This window comes from Arthrobacter sp. Soil736 (assembly GCF_001428005.1).
Lineage (GTDB): Bacteria > Actinomycetota > Actinomycetes > Actinomycetales > Micrococcaceae > Arthrobacter.
Map to the genome: position 1 here is coordinate 1 of NZ_LMSB01000006.1, position 14,635 is coordinate 14,635.

Here is a 14,635-nt window from a genome sequence, read left to right on the forward strand (position 1 = left end):
TCCAGGTTGAATGCTTAGACACACTCATCCCAGCAGGGCCACGGGCCCTTTTTTCAGCTACGACACGGAATCATTTCCCCACGAACCACGAAGAGCCCCTTTTGTGCACTCCCGGCGGAGTGCACAAGGATCATTTCAGCATTCTGACGATCGGCAAAGCGCGCCGCGTCCGGCACCGCAAACTAGTACAAGCGCCCGGCAACTTGACTATAGGAACATCTCCTCGGCCTGCTGGCACTGGCGCAACCTCTAGGGTTTCACCTTGATGTTTGAGACGGACAGATTAATGGCGCGCCATTTTGAAAAGGCAGATCTTGACGACTTCGCAGCACTTTGCGCGGACGTCGAGGTCATGCGGTTTGTCGGCGATGGTACAACGCTGGAGCGGGCAGAAGTCGCTCATTGGATAGATGTATGTCAGGAAAAGCGAAACGTGGATATGGCACGTCAGCCATTTTCGAACGATCCACCGTCCGTGTTCACCGGGCGTCTGGGACATTGGCGGAATGCGCGAACCCTACGTACATGAGGCCACCGTGGCGATGGGGCCGGACAGTGACGTGCGGGGCCCCGGGGCGGCCGTCACGCTGGAGCTGTGCGGCAGCTGGGCACACCGGCCGCACTCGCCGCCCACCACACCAAACCCGCCAGGGACGGCCAAACGGTGGTCCTGCGCGTAGTTTTCGCCACGGAGCCGGAGCACGAAAAAGACGTGCGCCTGCGGATCGATCGGGCGCTCCGCACGGGTTCGGTCACCGGCCCGGACGGCATCACAACCTATTGGGAATTCCGCGCCAGCAAGGCCGGCGCGCTGAGCCCGGCCGAGGCCGGTCACGGCCGCCGCATCGCGGACACCTAAACGCGCCTCCGCAGATCCTTATCCGCTGCGCAGCTTCGGCCGGCGGCGCATCGTTGATCCGCCGAGGTTTTGTTCCGCTGGCGTGCGGTGAACGGGCCTAGGCCTCGTCGTGCCACCATCCGGCCCAGGCAGTGGACGTCAACTGGCCGCTGGGGAATTCGGAGCCGGCGCCACCAAATTCGTGCCGGTCATACCGGTGGGAGTCAAGAAAGAGGGTAAGGCTGTTCCAGATCATCATGGCTGTGTCCTTCCATTCGCCGTCCTGACGACGGGTTCCAAGTAGGCATCAGCGTAGCCATGCAGTGTTTCGGGGGTTCGACGCCACGTTTCGGATTTGTATCTGGAATCTATCGTGGCTGCGAAAGGGCCCTGTCCGGTCCGTTCAAGACGGGCGGTTTTAGTCGAATCCCATGCTGGACGAAGTGAGGCCGGGGCCCAACCGTTCACCGGGGGCCGGCTCGACCGGGGGCGGCGCTGGCGACCGCCCCCGGTCTCAACTCGCGAGTCAGGCCGTTGAGTGGTCCGCTGCTACGGATATCCGCTGACGGGACGGTGCCGCGGCAATCAGGAGGGCGGCGACAGCCACGGCTGCGCTCAGGATCAGGCCCGGGCGGTACTGTTCCAGCATCGCCGCCGCATCCACGGCGGCACCGGCGACGGGCGCGTTTCCGTGGCTGCTGACCATGGCCGTGGTGACGGCCAGCACCAGGGCTGCCCCCACTTGTGTGCTCGTCTGGATTAGGCCGGCCGCCAGGCCTTGCTCAGTATTTCGGATGCCTGCGGTGGCCTGGACGTTGATGGATGGGAAGGCCAGGGCAAAACCAACGCCCAGCAACAGGACCGACGGCAGAATGTCCGTCACGTAATTGGGCGACGTGCCCACGCGAAGGAACAGCACATAGCCGAGCGCCAACGACGCCAGTCCCGTCAGGATCAGCCGCGGGGCGCCAAACCTGTCGATGAGCCGGTCCGCGAAGGGTGCGCTCGAGGCAACCAGCAGGCCGGTGGGAAGTAGGGCCAGGGCCATGCCGAGGGGACTCCATCCCAGCACAGACTGCAGGTAGAGCGTCAGGATGAACTGGAAGCTCAGGTACGAGCCGAACAGCCCCACGGCGCTGAGGTTGGCCCGGGCAACCCAGCCTTCCTTGAGGATGCTGAACCGGATCAGGGGGTGCCTGACGCGGTTTTCGATCACGGCGAAGGCTGCCAGCACCGCTGCGGAGGCCACGAATCCGGCGATAGTTGCCACAGATCCCCAGCCGTTCCCGGGTGCCGAAACCAGCGTGTAGACCAGCCCCAGCATGCCGGCCGCGAGTGTCACGGCGCCCCAAACGTCATGCCCGCTGTCTTGGTCCTTGCCCGCGGCACTGTCCCGGGGGATGTACTTCAGGCCAAGAATCACGACGGCGAGCGCCACAGGCACCGAGACCAGGAAAGTCCAACGCCAACTCAGGGCAGTCATGAGGCCACCGACGACAAGGCCCAGGGAGAAGCCGCTAGCGCCGAAGGTGGTGAAAATGGACACGGCACGGTTTCGTTCGCGCCCTTCCGCGAAGTTGGTGGTGATGATCGAGAAGCCGGCAGGAGCCGTGAACGCGGCGGCCAGCCCTTTGACGAAGCGCGTGGCGATCAGCAGGGCGGGGTCATCCACCAAGCCGCCGAGCAGGGAAGCGGCGGCGAACACGCTGAGCGCAATGAGAAAGATGCGCCTCCGGCCGAGCAGGTCCGCCATCCGCCCGCCCAGCAGGAGCAGACTTCCGTAGCCGAGCACGTAGGCGGAGACGATCCATTGGAGGGATTCGGTTCCCAGGTGGAGTTCGGTGCCGATCGAGGGCAGCGCCACGCCCACCATGGAGACGTCCAGCGCGTCGAGCGCCAGAACGGTGCACAGGACCAGGAGGAGCATCCACTGCGCACGGGTCCAGCGGACGGGTGTAAGCCGTTCGCCGGCAGATCTTTCAAGGGTGGAAGTTGAAGTCATGGATTCAACTTATATGACACGTCATTGAATGACAAGGAATATTATGACGTGGACTTTTAATTCGTCATGAACTAGAATCGCAGCATGGCAACACCGCAGGACCGCCAGCTGGTTGAGCAATGGCGCAGCATCCAGAGCACCTACTTCCGCACCGCGGCCGCGATCGACCGCGCCCTGGAAGCGCGGTTCAGCATCGGCCTGACCGAGTTTGAAATCCTGGACCTGGTGGCCGAAAGCGCGGACGCGGCATGCCGGATGAAGCAGCTCGGTGAGCGCACGCCCATGACCCAGAGTGCGATGTCCAAGGTGGTGGACAGGCTCGAGAAGGCCGGACTCATATCCCGCCATTCCTGTGCGGATGACCGGCGTTCACTATTTCTGGAACTCACGGACGCGGGCCGCGCCCTGCACGGGGAAGCGGCCGTCGAACACCGCGCCCTGCTGAAGGAAAACCTGGCCTGAGAGCGTCACAGGCTTTTGCGCGATCCTCAAAATCGAAGCCGGACAACCTGAACGGATAGGCGCATGACGAGACTACTGATCATCGGCCCTCCGGGATCGGGCAAAGGCACCCAGGCCCACCGCATCAGCGAACAGCTGGGCATCGTGGAGATCTCCACCGGAGACATGTTCCGCACCCATCTGGCCAACCGCACGCCCTTGGGTGTCGAGGCCCACAAATATCTGGATGCCGGTGACCTCGTGCCGGACCATCTCACCACGGCCATGGTGCGCGAACGGCTGCAGCAGCCGGACACGAAGGACGGCTTCCTCCTGGACGGCTACCCCCGGACGCTGAGCCAGATGGAGGATCTGGACGGCATCCTCGAGGAGAACGGCGACACTCTGGACACCGTCCTGGAAATAACGGCGGACGACGACGAGATCGTCCGCCGGCTGTTGCTGCGTTCCCAGGCCGAAGGGCGCAGCGATGACACCGAGGGCGTCATCCGGCACCGCCTGGAGCTGTACCGGCAGGAAACCGAGCCGGTCATCGCGCGCTGCGCCGAGCGCGGCCTGCTGGTCCGGGTGGACGGGACCGCCGACGTCGACCATGTCACCGCGGACGCGCTGAAGGGCATCGAAACCGCCACAGCGCGCACGGACACCTGACGGCGGCCGCGCCGCCAGGGCGTCACGCGCTCTTCCAGGCGTACCGGCGTTCGGGGCGTCCGACGCCGTACTTAAGGGTCACGTCCACCATCCCCTCGTCATTGAGGTACTCAAGGTAACGCCGCGCGCTCACCCGCGACGTGCCGACGACGACGGCCAGTTCGGCGGCCGAAAGATCGCCCTTGGAGGCGAGCAGCGCCCGCTCCACGAGCTGCAGCGTCTCGGCGCTGCAGCCTTTGGGCAGCGGCCGGTCACTCCGCTCCAGCCCGAAGACCCGGTTGACGTCAGCCTGTTCCGCCACGTCCTTGGAGGAAGCCAGGCTTTGATAAGTATTCCGGTAGTGCTCCAGGCGCTCCTGCAGGTCCGTTTGGGAAAACGGCTTGATCAGGTAGTGAACGATTCCGCCGCGGAGTGCCCGGCGCACCGTGTCCACCTCCCGCGCCGCACTGATCACCAGGACGTCCAGCTCGGGCGCCACCTCCCGCAGCTGGTGCATCAAGTCCAGCCCGTTGATGTCCGGGAGGTGGATGTCCAGCAGCACCAGGTCCGGCTGCAGCCGCTGCGTCTCCAGCACCGCCTGCGCGCCGGTATGGGCGACTCCGACGACGGCGAACCCCGGCGTGCGCTGGATGAACCCGGCGTGGACCTTGGCCACCATGAAATCATCATCAACAATCAGGACGCTGATCATGGCTGCTTCCCCTCGTTGCTCTGTTCGGCGCGCATCTGTTCGGCGCGCATCTGTTCGGCACGCACCGGGCCCGCCCCGAACAGTTCCGCCGTGAACACGGCGCCGCCGTCGTTGTGCACGGTCAGCCGACCGCCGCGGCGCTGGCAGACCACCCGGGCGAGCGCGAGCCCGTAGCCGCGGCCGCCGTCGGGCGAATTCTTCGTGCTGAACCCCTGCCGGAAGATGTCCTCCATGACGTCCGCCGGGACTCCCGGTCCGGAGTCCCGCACAACAACCTGCACGCCGCCGTCGTCCTCCTCGATGAGCACCTCCACCTCCGCGTCGGCAGCGGCGTTGGTGACGGCGTCGAGCGCGTTGTCCACGAGGTTTCCCACCACGGTGGTCAGGTCCCGGGACAGTCCCTCATCAATCCGGCCCAGCCGGGACTCGCCGGCCAGCTGGAGCGACACGCCGCGCTCTGTGGCAAGGCTCGATTTGGCGATGAGCAGGGCGGCCAGTGCCGGGTCCTGGATCCGGCTGGTGACCTCATCGTTGAGGCGGGTGCGGTTCGACGCGGTGCCGTTGACGAACTGCACGACGGCGTCATACTCGCCGATCTGGATCAGTCCGGAAATCGTGTGCAGCTGGTTCGCGAACTCATGCGCCTGGGCACGGAGAGTGTCCGTGGCTGTCCGGGTGGTGCCCAGTTCCCGCTCCAGGGAAGCCAGCTCCGTCCGGTCACGCAACGTGGTCACCGACCCGATGACGCGGCCGTGCGAGCGCATGGGCATCCGGTTCAGGACCACCAGGCTCTCGCCCACCAGCACCAGCCTGTCCGGACCGGGCTGGTCCTGCGTGAGGACCTCCTTGAGCGCGGGCTGCACCGCAAGGCTGCGGAGATCCTTCCCCACGCAGTCGTCGGGGAGGCCCAGCAGGCGCCGGGCGCTGTCATTGACCACGGTGATCCGCTGCTGGGGATCCAGCGCCACCACACCCTCCTTGAGCCCGTGAAGCATGGCTTCCCGGTTCTCGACGAGCCCGGTGATCTCATCCGGCTCCATGCCCAGCGTCTGGCGCTTGACCCGCCGCGCGAGCAGGAGTGAACCGGCCACCCCCAGGACACTCGCCACGCCCAGGTACGTCAGCAGGTTCGGCACGGCATCGCCCAGCCGCTCCAGCACGGACGGGAAATTCCTGCCGACGGCGGCGATGCCCACCATCTTTCCGCCGTCGTCCAGCACGGGAACGTGGGCGGAGAGCGCCTCGGCGCCCCCGATGTCCACCAGGCCGGTCCAGGCCCGCCCGGTCATCACGACGCTGTCGCCGAGCTGCATCTCGCGTCCCTCCTGGGAGGGGTCCGATGAGGTCACCACCGTCCGGTCGGCGCGGGCCAGCGCAACGTGCGAGGAGCCCGAGATTGTCCGCACGGATTCGGCGACGGCGGGCAGCGCGGACCCGCTGCCGGGCTGGGCGTTTGCCAGCAGGTTGCGGACGGCCGGGTGTGCCGCAAGCGTTTCCGCCGCCGACAACGCGCGGCGGCCTTCGATCCGTTCGAACGCGGCCGCGGACTGCGCGAGCGAGATCGCCACCACGGCCACCAGAACGGCCAGCACGATCAGCAGCTGCAGCCGGAGATACTGCCCCGCAAGGGACATTCCTCGCCGTCGAGTCATGTTGCTGCTGTCTTTCTGTGTGTGTTCGGTCCGCGGTGGTGCGGGAGGTGAGGTGCGGGCCGGTTCACCGTGCCCGCGATTCCGCGCCGTTTCCGTCGCGGTGGGGTGAACTATACCGCACGTGCCGTGGCTGGTTTTCGCGGGCCCCTGGGCCGCGTCCGGGCCCAGTTGGGCCCGGATCGCCCGGCATACCAGCTCCACGGAATCAGACGTCGATAATGCCCTGCCGCTGCCTGGCTTCGATGACGTCGTCGACTTCGAGGGCCATTGAGACGCGCGTGAGGTCGGAAACGCGTGAAAGGTTAAGTGCGAGCAGATCCTCGATCCGTCGGCGGGCTTCGGCGACGACGTCTTCCTGGACATGCAGCTGCTCCGCCGTCTTACTCGCATTGAGATTATTGTGAATGAGAGCTGACAAGGTCGGCAGGAGCGCCGGATCCTGGGCTAAGTCGTTGGCGCGTAAAGGGCCAAGCACGTCGTCCGCATAGTGGCTCAGGGCGGACACATCCGGGAGCTGAAGCAGAAGCCCGGTCAATCCCAGATCGCGCAACACCAGGGTTCCGGGGGACCCTTGCGCAGGGCCGCCAGCTCAATGGCTCCGCGGGCCGTTGCAAACGCCGCAGGATAGTCAGCGATGCTTGTGACCGGTCCCGTGATGGCAGCGTGCGCCTGCTCCGTGCTTTGGGCGCGTTCTGAAAGAATCCGCCTGACTTCGTCGCCGACGCCTCGCACGTCGTCGATCGGCGTCGTTGGCCCCAGCGGCCAGAGAGCAACAACGTACCCCTCGTGAGATCCCAGCAGCGGCCTTGGTGAGGTTTGTCGTGCCATCCGTGCGAACGTGGCGGCAAGCCAGTAGGGCAAGGCTCTTTCGTTACGGGGTTCAAATCGGACCGCGACGACTGCGTGGGGAAGTGACAGATCGTGGCCGAGGCGTGCGGCTTCGGCCACGAGCGCCGTGGCCGCGTGCCCTCCGCCTGACAGGAGCCCGGAGAGAATCTCGCCCGTGTCCCGCCACTCTGCCTGGGTCGCTGTCCGGGTCCGGAGGAGTTCCAGGGCCAACGGCGCCGCGGCCCGTTCCATCGCCTGGCGATCCAGCGGTCGGAGCTCGGAGACCTTCCCGCTCGTCCAGATCCACGCGACAACCTTCTCCTTGATCATCACCGGAGCCCGAACAAGAGTCCGCGTCCCTGTTGTATCCGGAAGATGCACATCGGCCAGCAATCCGGCACTGCCTGCGGACATGACATCAGGGAGGGCGAGGCCAGCCGTGTTCGCGAGGAGGGCAGCCGGAAGCGAAACGCCCTCACGTTCGGTGTTGTAGAGGATGGTCCCGTTGGTCTCGCACACGGCGACGGGGCGATCCAGGATCTCTGCCAGGGCTCCGCCAAGGGCCCCAATTCCGCCCCCTTCGAGCGTCAGGGCCGTCAACCGCTCGTGGATCGCTTCGGCTTGCCTTTGCAGTTCATACTGCTCCTCAAGCGACGCGTTCAGCTCGTTGAGGACCGTGATCCTCTTCGCCTGTTCGGAGCGCAGACGATTGGTGGTGATGGCTACGGCCGCTTGGTCTGCCAACATCAAAAGGCGCGATTCTTCTTCCTTAGTGAAGTGATGGGTCGACCGGGTGTAGCAGTTGAGGGTCCCGAGTGTTTCATCGGCGGAGTTCAAAGGCACGGCGATCATGGAGTTAAAACCTTGGTCTCTTGCCGCAGCTCTCCAGATGAGCATCGCCGGATGACTTCCGAAGTCTTCGATCTGCACGGGAACGCCCATGGCGAACGCCTGGCCCGACGGCGTGGGGGTGTGAACGCCATGAAGTCGGATCGGGTGCGTTGCGTTTATTTCTCTGATGTAGTCGGCCGAGAGGCCGTAGGAGCCTTCGATCACCAGGACTTGCGACGCCGCGTCCGGGAGAGTGATCGCGCAGAAGTCGTAGGACATCAATTTGCCGGCGGTCGTGGCGATCAGGTCCAACAGCTCGCTCAGCGAAACGCCACGGTTGACTGCCGCACCGATATCGGCCAGCGCCTGCAGCCATCCCCGAAGCTGCTGGGCCATACGATCCGGTCCCATTTTCACACTTCGAGTTTTTCACGGTTTCCCTGGACGAGCGAGAGACTTTCAGCGCTGGGCGGGAGGCAGTTGGGTGCCACCAATGCTCAAACCCGAAGTGCGAAGGCGGGACCGCTCCCCCATCCCCTAAACACGCGGCGGGTAGGATCGGCGCATGGAATTCGTCGTGATGTACAGCCTCAGCGAGGGCGTCGAAGGCTCGCGCATTCTGGAAACGTACCCCCGCCATAAGGCCTACTTCGAAGCGTTCCGCGCCGCGGGCGGCGGGCTCATCGCACTGGGCCCGTTCCAAACGACGGATCCGGCCGGCGCATCGATGGGGATCTTCACTTCACGTGAGGATGCCGAACGCTTCATCGCCGGAGATCCGTTCACAGTCGAGGGGCTGGCCGTTCCGCGCATCCTTGAGTGGAACGCCGTGCGTTTCGATTAGCGCATCTGATTTTGTAGAGAAGGAGGAGCGGTGGCGCGCATTTTCATCACCGGCTCAACCGACGGACTCGGACGGGCTACCGCACAGTCCCTCGTCGACAACGGCCACCACGTTCTTGTGCACGCCCGCAGCGTCCAACGCCTGACCGCGGTACAGGATCTCCTTGACCGCGGCGCGATAGGCGTGGTCGGCGACCTGTCAGACATCGAGCAAACGCGCGACGTCGCCGAACAGGTGAACCGAGGCGGTCCTGCGGACGCCGTGATCCACAACGCGGGAGTGCTCAACGGCGCACATATCTTTCAGGTCAACGTCGTCGCCCCCTACCTTCTCACCGTCCTCATCCACCGCCCGCGCCGGCTGATTTATGTCAGCAGCGGCATGCACCGCGGCGGCCGCACCGCACTTACCGGCGTCGGCTCGAGTGGACAGAGACGCAGCGTGTCCTACTCGGACAGCAAGCTCTACGTCACCGTCCTCGCCGCGGCCGTCGCCCGGTTATGGCCGGACGTTCTCAGCAACGCTGTCGATCCCGGCTGGGTGCCCACCAGGATGGGCGGCCCCGGTGCCCCGGACGACCTGCGACTCGGTCACCTCACCCAGGAATGGCTCGCCACCAGCGACGACCCGGAAGCACGCACGAGCGGCGGCTATTGGCACCATCAGCACCGGGAGAAAGCACACCCCGCCGTCTATGATCACGGGTTCCAGAGCGAGCTTGTGAATCATCTGGCCCGCATCACCGGGGAACGCCTCACCTAGGGCCAATCTCGCGCAGCGTGAACGTTGGTAAGCAGCCAGAGCTCAAGCAAGGTCCCTGTTCTAGAGGTAGTCGCCGGCTTGTTTGCGGGCGATTTCCAACAGGGTGGAGTGGAAGGCGACCTCTGCCGGAGAGTAGACCTTGTCCTGGCGCTGTGCCAGCAGTATCCGCCGCAGCGGGGCGGCAGGACCGAGGCTGAGCACCCTCACGTCGGGGTGCTGGAGTGCCACGGCGGTCTTGGGCACCATCGCCACGCCCATTCCGACGCTGACCATGGCCTGGGCCTCCTGGTAGTCGTTGGCCAGGAAGCCGATGGTGGGTTCGAACCCGGCGTCATGGGCGGAACGCTGCAGTACCTCCACCACCGGGTGGGCCTCCGCGCGGACGATCCACGATTCGTTGCGCAGATCCTCCATGCTTACCTGCTCCCGGTCGGCGAGCGGGTGGCCGCGGGCTACCAGAATCACGGTGCTCTCGAGGAAGACTTCTGTTACTCGGATGGACTCGTCATGGAAGCGATTCCAGGGGTAGTCCCAGAGCAGGCACAATCCGGTGACCCCGGACTCCAGGTCTGCCACGAGCTCGTCGAAGCGGGCGCTGCGCAGCGAGAGGCTGATGGCCGGGTAGCGCTTCTTGAAGGTCCGGATAACGATGGGCAGGAAGGACCCGGCCAGGGTGGGGAAGGTACCGACGGTCAGGGACCCGCGCTTGAGGCCGGCAATCTGGTCCAGATCGGACTGGGCTGCCTGCATTTGCCGGACGATCTTGCGGGCGTGGCCGGCCAGCACCTGGCCGGCTTCGGTGGGCACCACCCCGCGGGAGCGGCGGTTGAGCAGAGGCTGGCCGACCTCTTGTTCGAGCTTGCGCAGCTGCTGGGAGACGGCCGAGGGCGTGTACATCCTCAACTCGGCCGCGGCCGTGATTGATCCCTGCTCGACCACCTCCAGCAGCAAGGCCAGCCGCCGCATGTCGAACAGATACCCACCCTCTTCGTGAAGCAACCTTTGACCCTTCTGCGAATTTGGTTCATTCCCTGTATGAAGACGTAAGAACCGCAGGACATCGGGCGACTCCGACGGCAGGAAAGGCCGAAGAATCGGAACTATATCCTTTGAAAACCCAGTGAATTAAGCAATTCTACATCCCTATCCAAGAATTGAACATTGTGCTTAATGTGTGATCTGGCTCAATCTCTTCTCAGGCCCTGAACGAAGTCGAGGAACGAGGAGATGTGGAAAGACCATGAAGATCGAAGCGGAATGGATGCGCGGAGGCACCAGCAAGTGCTGGGTGTTCGAAGCCGAGCATCTTCAGGAGCGCGGCACCAGCCTGGATGTGCTGCTGCCGCGGCTGTTCGGCAGTCCCGACCCCCGGCAGATTGACGGGGTCGGCGGGGCGACCTCGACCACCAGCAAGGCGGTGATCCTGCACCGGCCCGCCGGCGAAGACGTCGACGTCGAGTTCACCTTCGCCCAGGTGGGCATCGAAGAGGCCGCGGTGGACTGGGGCAGCAATTGCGGGAACTGCTCGGCGGTTGTGGGTCTGTACGCGATCGAGAAGGGGTGGGTGATCCCCAGCGGCGATGTCACCCGGATCGTCACCCGCAACACCAACACCGGCCAGGTCATCGTCCAGCGCGTGGCCACCCCGGCAGGCGCCCTGCCCGTCATTCCGGATGCGGAGATGCCCGGGGTGCCGTTTCCGGGTTACCCGGTGGGGCTCGGCTTCCAGAACCCTGCCGGCAAGACCACCGGGGCCTTGTTGCCCACCGGCGCGGCGACCGACACGATTACCGCCGGCGGAACCCGCTGGACCGTCTCGATGGTCGACGCCGGAGCACCGGTGGTGATCGTCCGCGCCGAGGAGCTGGGCCTGGACCCGGCCCGGTACGACCGCTGGCGCACCGGCGTGGAACTGCAGCTGGATACTCTGGAGCAGATTCGCCGGCACGCGGCGGTGAGAATGGGGTTGGCCCCCACGATCGCCCAAGCGGCCCGGGCGATCCCCAAGCTCGCCGTCGTCGCCGCCCCCACCAAGACGGACCCCGGCTGCGACGTCAATGTCATGATGCTCTCGATGGGCAGGCCCCACCCGGCCCTGGCCATCACCGGCAGCATCGCCCTGACCCTGGCCGCCCGCACCCGCGGCACCGTGCTGCACACCATCACAGGCGACACTGTGGGAACCATCCTGCGGCTGCGCACCCCCGCCGGGGTGATCGAGACCTGGACCGAGGAGCACGACGGGTCCCCGCTCGTGGGCGTCGACCGCACGGCCCGCACCATTGCCACCACCATCATCCACCTCCCCGAGGCCTCCGGCAGCGCCGCCGCGGCCTCCCTCGCGGGAGCTACTCTCTGAGGAGACCGCCATGACTAAGACTGCGCACCGCACCGATGCCCCCGCCGTCGACACCCGGGACGACCGTCCCGAGCGTCCGGCCCGCCGCCGCCGCCGTATCCTGCTGATGGCGGTGGCCGGTTTCGCGATCCTGGGTCTGATCGCCCTCGTGTTTGGGGGTGACATCTTCAACCCTGCGGCCACCCCGGAACCGGAGCCGACCATGACCGCTATCCAGATCATCCCGCTCGTCATCCTCGTCGTGATGTTCATCGTCGCCACGAAATGGCCGCTGAACATCGGCGTAATGGGGCTGGTCGCGTCCTTCGGCGTCGGCTACTTCATGCTCGGAATGACCGACAAGGAGATCCTTGAGGAGTTCCCCGCCAGCATCGTTCTGACGATCATCGGAGTCACCTACTTCTTCAGCATGGCCCAGAGGAACGGCACCATCGACATCATCGTCCAGACCTGCGTGCGCCTCGTCAGGGGCAAGACGCTGGTGCTGCCCTGGGTGTTCTTCCTGCTTGCTGCCTCGCTGACGGCACTGGGCACCTTCTCCCCGGCCGCCGTCGCGCTGCTGGCACCGGCGGCCCTCGGATTTGCCTACGAGTCGCGCATCCATCCCGTACTGATGGGGGCGTTCATCATCAACGGAGCCCACGCCGGCGGCTTTTCCCCGTTGTCCGTGGCTGGCGTTCTGGTGCACAACATCGCACTGGAGAACGGCTTTCCAATCTCCCAGGGCGCACTCTTCACCGCCAGCTTCGCACTCAATCTCATCCTCTCCGTACTGACCATCGTCCTGTTCGCCCTCCTGGGCAGGCTCCGCGACGGTGAGAGCGGCCAGCATGTCGATCTCGACGCCCCCCGTACCGGGCGTCCTCACGGCCAGCAGATCCTCACGCTGGTGCTGATCGCTGTGATGCTTGTGTGCACCCTGGGCTTCCACATGCCGATCGGCTTTGTTGCCCTCTCCGCCGGCCTCCTGCTGGCACTGGTCAACATCAAGGAACACCGAACGTTCATCGGCGGCATCTCCTGGTCCACGGTTCTGCTGGTGGCCGGCATGATCACCTACGTCTCCCTGCTCCAGCACGTGGGCGTCATCGACACCCTCGCCGAGCAAGCCCTGGCCCTGGGTGCACCGCTGCTGGTCGCACTGGTGCTCTGTTATGTGATCGGCGTCGGCTCAGCCTTCGCCTCCTCCACGGCTTTGCTGACCGCGTTCATCCCCTTGGCCGGTCCCCTGCTTGCCACTAGTTCGCTGAGCGCCTCCGGAACGGTCGCGGCACTGGCCATCGCCGCCACCGTCGTGGACGTCTCCCCCTTCTCCACCGACGGTGCGCTGGTCGTCGCCAACGCCCGCGAGAACGATCGGCAGCGCGTCTACCGCCAGCTGATGATCTACGCCGGGGCAGTCGTGCTGGTCGCCCCGGCGCTGGCCTGGGCCCTGCTGGTACCCACCGGGATTATGTGACCGAACCCGTCCGGCGAACTGGATCCCGCACCCATCAATCGATTAAGGATTGCGCGGCTTCAGGATGGGAAGATTTCTTTGGCCACTGTGATGGCGGACATTGCTTTGGGCCACCCCGCGTAGAAGGCCAAGTGGATGATGGCTTCCTTGAGTTCGGCTTCGGTCAGGCCGTTGGCCCTGGCCCGGACGAGGTGCCCTCGGAGCTGTTCGGTGCTGCCGCTGGTGACCAGACTGGCAACCGTGACGAGGCTGCGGTCCCGTGGGGAGAGTTCCCCGCGCTCCCATATGTCTCCGAAGAGCACATTGTCTGTGAGGTCGACGAGCTTGGGGGCGAAGTCGCCAATGAGTTGCTGGGCGCGGGTCTGATTGGAGTCGTTCAAAAGGTCAGTCCTTCCGTGGGGTGGAGCATGCTGGGCGGATAGGTCCGGGTCTGGCTAGCTTTTGAGGAGCCCGGTGCGTTGCAGCCAGGACTCGATGTCCGGTCCGGCGTCTTGGACTTCCTCGCCCCGCACGGCCAGTCCCTCGCCGATGGCCGCGCCCGGGCAGGACCTGGCGCAGTCCCGTTCGGTGGTGCCGAGCCCGCTCATGGCGTAGGTGGTGACGGGGTAGATTGTCTTGCCGGCGAAGTCGTAACGTTCGGCGAATGTCGTCATGATCATTGGTGCCCGGACGTTCCAGATACCGCTGGCGAGCAGCACGGTGTCGTACTGGTCGATGGATGGCAGCGGGGTAGCGATGGCTGGGCGGGCGTCCGCGTTTTGCTCGCGGACGTTGCGGGCGACGGTGCCGTCGTAGTCGTCGGGGTAGGGGTCGGTTGCCTCGATGCGGTGCACATCGCACGTTATGAGCTTGCTGATCATTCCTGCCAGGACCTCGGTGTTGCCGGTGTTCAGGCCGGTGCGGCCGCCGTAGTAGTAGTTCTCCCCGGCGCGGGAGAAATAGGCGAGCAGGATCCGCCCGTTTTCCCGGGGACTCGGGGTGTCTTGGACGGAGAGGGACGGCGCTGTTTCTTGCGCGGGCATGCGTGCGTTCCGTTCTCCCGTGGCGCAGCCTGACGTTCCGGCGGTGATCATGGCAGCGCCCAGACCCGTGACAGCTGTACGCAGGACGGAGCGCCGATCGATAGTCCTGTGGTTCATGGTCATGACGGTCTTTCTCGTCGGTTTGGTTTACGTTGCTGGCCGGGTTGCCCGCGTAATGCATGCGGGACAGTGCCGCCGTCGGGGTGCCCCAGACGGTCACCCCGACGGAAGGCG

Annotated in this window: 16 protein-coding genes; 7 read left to right on the forward strand and 9 right to left on the reverse strand. The window is 65.3% G+C overall.

Translation table 11 applies throughout. From position 1 onward, the window contains the following. The first annotated feature begins 595 nt into the window (after nt 1–595). Complete coding sequence (locus ASG92_RS05055) at nt 596–859, forward strand: hypothetical protein (RefSeq protein ID WP_200951883.1); 264 nt, start codon at nt 596–598, stop codon at nt 857–859. 97 nt (nt 860–956) lie between these two features. Here ASG92_RS05055 and ASG92_RS29135 read toward each other — a convergent pair whose 3' ends face one another. Together ASG92_RS29135 and ASG92_RS05060 are read right to left on the reverse strand one after the other, a co-directional pair. Beyond that, nucleotides 957–1,097, reverse strand: coding sequence for a hypothetical protein (locus ASG92_RS29135; RefSeq protein WP_200951884.1), 141 nt, complete (start codon nt 1,095–1,097; stop codon nt 957–959). Between the two features lie 267 nt (nt 1,098–1,364). Beyond that, complete coding sequence (locus tag ASG92_RS05060; protein WP_056625358.1) at nt 1,365–2,840, reverse strand: MFS transporter; 1,476 nt, start codon at nt 2,838–2,840, stop codon at nt 1,365–1,367. Nucleotides 2,841–2,924: 84 nt separating this feature from the next. On the opposite strand from ASG92_RS05060, the gene ASG92_RS05065 reads away from it, so the two are divergent. Next, on the forward strand, nt 2,925–3,302 hold the full coding sequence (locus ASG92_RS05065; protein ID WP_056625362.1) for a MarR family transcriptional regulator: 378 nt from the start codon (nt 2,925–2,927) through the stop codon (nt 3,300–3,302). A gap of 63 nt (nt 3,303–3,365) precedes the next feature. Next, the gene (locus ASG92_RS05070; protein WP_056625365.1) at nt 3,366–3,953 is read left to right on the forward strand and encodes an adenylate kinase; all 588 of its coding nucleotides are present in this window, start codon (nt 3,366–3,368) and stop codon (nt 3,951–3,953) included. Between the two features lie 22 nt (nt 3,954–3,975). Here the strand turns inward: ASG92_RS05070 and ASG92_RS05075 are convergent, their stop codons facing one another. From ASG92_RS05075 to ASG92_RS05090, 4 genes are all read right to left on the reverse strand, one after another. After that, complete coding sequence (locus ASG92_RS05075; protein WP_056625367.1) at nt 3,976–4,644, reverse strand: response regulator; 669 nt, start codon at nt 4,642–4,644, stop codon at nt 3,976–3,978. Next, nucleotides 4,641–6,278, reverse strand: a complete 1,638-nt coding sequence (locus ASG92_RS05080) for a sensor histidine kinase (protein WP_056625370.1) — start codon at nt 6,276–6,278, stop codon at nt 4,641–4,643. Before ASG92_RS05080 ends, ASG92_RS05075 begins: the two co-directional genes overlap by 4 nt. Nucleotides 6,279–6,501: 223 nt before the next feature. Then, nucleotides 6,502–6,849 (reverse strand): helix-turn-helix domain-containing protein, encoded by a 348-nt coding sequence (locus tag ASG92_RS05085; RefSeq protein WP_056625374.1) that lies wholly within the window; start codon nt 6,847–6,849, stop codon nt 6,502–6,504. Beyond that, the gene (locus ASG92_RS05090; RefSeq protein ID WP_056625378.1) at nt 6,828–8,351 is read right to left on the reverse strand and encodes a GAF domain-containing protein; all 1,524 of its coding nucleotides are present in this window, start codon (nt 8,349–8,351) and stop codon (nt 6,828–6,830) included. The genes ASG92_RS05085 and ASG92_RS05090 overlap by 22 nt, the downstream gene beginning before the upstream one ends. A 169-nt stretch (nt 8,352–8,520) precedes the next feature. On the opposite strand from ASG92_RS05090, the gene ASG92_RS05095 reads away from it, so the two are divergent. Together ASG92_RS05095 and ASG92_RS05100 are read left to right on the forward strand one after the other, a co-directional pair. Beyond that, nucleotides 8,521–8,799, forward strand: a complete 279-nt coding sequence (locus ASG92_RS05095) for a YciI family protein (protein ID WP_056625380.1) — start codon at nt 8,521–8,523, stop codon at nt 8,797–8,799. Between the two features lie 30 nt (nt 8,800–8,829). Further along, nucleotides 8,830–9,561, forward strand: coding sequence for an SDR family NAD(P)-dependent oxidoreductase (locus tag ASG92_RS05100; RefSeq protein WP_056625384.1), 732 nt, complete (start codon nt 8,830–8,832; stop codon nt 9,559–9,561). A gap of 60 nt (nt 9,562–9,621) precedes the next feature. On the opposite strand, the gene ASG92_RS05105 is transcribed toward ASG92_RS05100, so the two are convergent. Then, the gene (locus tag ASG92_RS05105; RefSeq protein ID WP_056625387.1) at nt 9,622–10,560 is read right to left on the reverse strand and encodes a LysR family transcriptional regulator; all 939 of its coding nucleotides are present in this window, start codon (nt 10,558–10,560) and stop codon (nt 9,622–9,624) included. A 241-nt stretch (nt 10,561–10,801) separates the two neighbouring features. Between ASG92_RS05105 and ASG92_RS05110 the strand changes: the two genes are divergently transcribed. Both ASG92_RS05110 and ASG92_RS05115 read left to right on the forward strand, forming a co-directional pair. Then, nucleotides 10,802–11,920, forward strand: a complete 1,119-nt coding sequence (locus ASG92_RS05110) for a PrpF domain-containing protein (RefSeq protein ID WP_056625390.1) — start codon at nt 10,802–10,804, stop codon at nt 11,918–11,920. Nucleotides 11,921–11,930: 10 nt separating this feature from the next. Then, on the forward strand, nt 11,931–13,379 hold the full coding sequence (locus ASG92_RS05115) for an SLC13 family permease (protein ID WP_056625392.1): 1,449 nt from the start codon (nt 11,931–11,933) through the stop codon (nt 13,377–13,379). Between the two features lie 59 nt (nt 13,380–13,438). Here the strand turns inward: ASG92_RS05115 and ASG92_RS05120 are convergent, their stop codons facing one another. Both ASG92_RS05120 and ASG92_RS05125 read right to left on the reverse strand, forming a co-directional pair. Further along, nucleotides 13,439–13,759, reverse strand: a complete 321-nt coding sequence (locus tag ASG92_RS05120) for a carboxymuconolactone decarboxylase family protein (RefSeq protein WP_056625394.1) — start codon at nt 13,757–13,759, stop codon at nt 13,439–13,441. Between the two features lie 54 nt (nt 13,760–13,813). Continuing rightward, nucleotides 13,814–14,518 (reverse strand): flavodoxin, encoded by a 705-nt coding sequence (locus ASG92_RS05125; RefSeq protein WP_240987011.1) that lies wholly within the window; start codon nt 14,516–14,518, stop codon nt 13,814–13,816. Between the last annotated feature and the right edge of the window lie 117 nt (nt 14,519–14,635).

Excerpts from the sequence above, each read along its gene's own strand:
- ASG92_RS29135 (WP_200951884.1), bottom strand. The coding sequence starts at position 1,097 with ATGATGATCTGGAACAGCCTTACCCTCTTTCTTGACTCCCACCGGTAT.
- ASG92_RS05060 (WP_056625358.1), bottom strand. The coding sequence starts at position 2,840 with ATGACTTCAACTTCCACCCTTGAAAGATCTGCCGGCGAACGGCTTACA.
- ASG92_RS05065 (WP_056625362.1), top strand. The coding sequence starts at position 2,925 with ATGGCAACACCGCAGGACCGCCAGCTGGTTGAGCAATGGCGCAGCATC.
- ASG92_RS05070 (WP_056625365.1), top strand. The coding sequence starts at position 3,366 with ATGACGAGACTACTGATCATCGGCCCTCCGGGATCGGGCAAAGGCACC.
- ASG92_RS05075 (WP_056625367.1), bottom strand. The coding sequence starts at position 4,644 with ATGATCAGCGTCCTGATTGTTGATGATGATTTCATGGTGGCCAAGGTC.
- ASG92_RS05080 (WP_056625370.1), bottom strand. The coding sequence starts at position 6,278 with ATGTCCCTTGCGGGGCAGTATCTCCGGCTGCAGCTGCTGATCGTGCTG.
- ASG92_RS05090 (WP_056625378.1), bottom strand. The coding sequence starts at position 8,351 with ATGGCCCAGCAGCTTCGGGGATGGCTGCAGGCGCTGGCCGATATCGGT.
- ASG92_RS05095 (WP_056625380.1), top strand. The coding sequence starts at position 8,521 with ATGGAATTCGTCGTGATGTACAGCCTCAGCGAGGGCGTCGAAGGCTCG.
- ASG92_RS05110 (WP_056625390.1), top strand. The coding sequence starts at position 10,802 with ATGAAGATCGAAGCGGAATGGATGCGCGGAGGCACCAGCAAGTGCTGG.
- ASG92_RS05115 (WP_056625392.1), top strand. The coding sequence starts at position 11,931 with ATGACTAAGACTGCGCACCGCACCGATGCCCCCGCCGTCGACACCCGG.
- ASG92_RS05125 (WP_240987011.1), bottom strand. The coding sequence starts at position 14,518 with ATGAACCACAGGACTATCGATCGGCGCTCCGTCCTGCGTACAGCTGTC.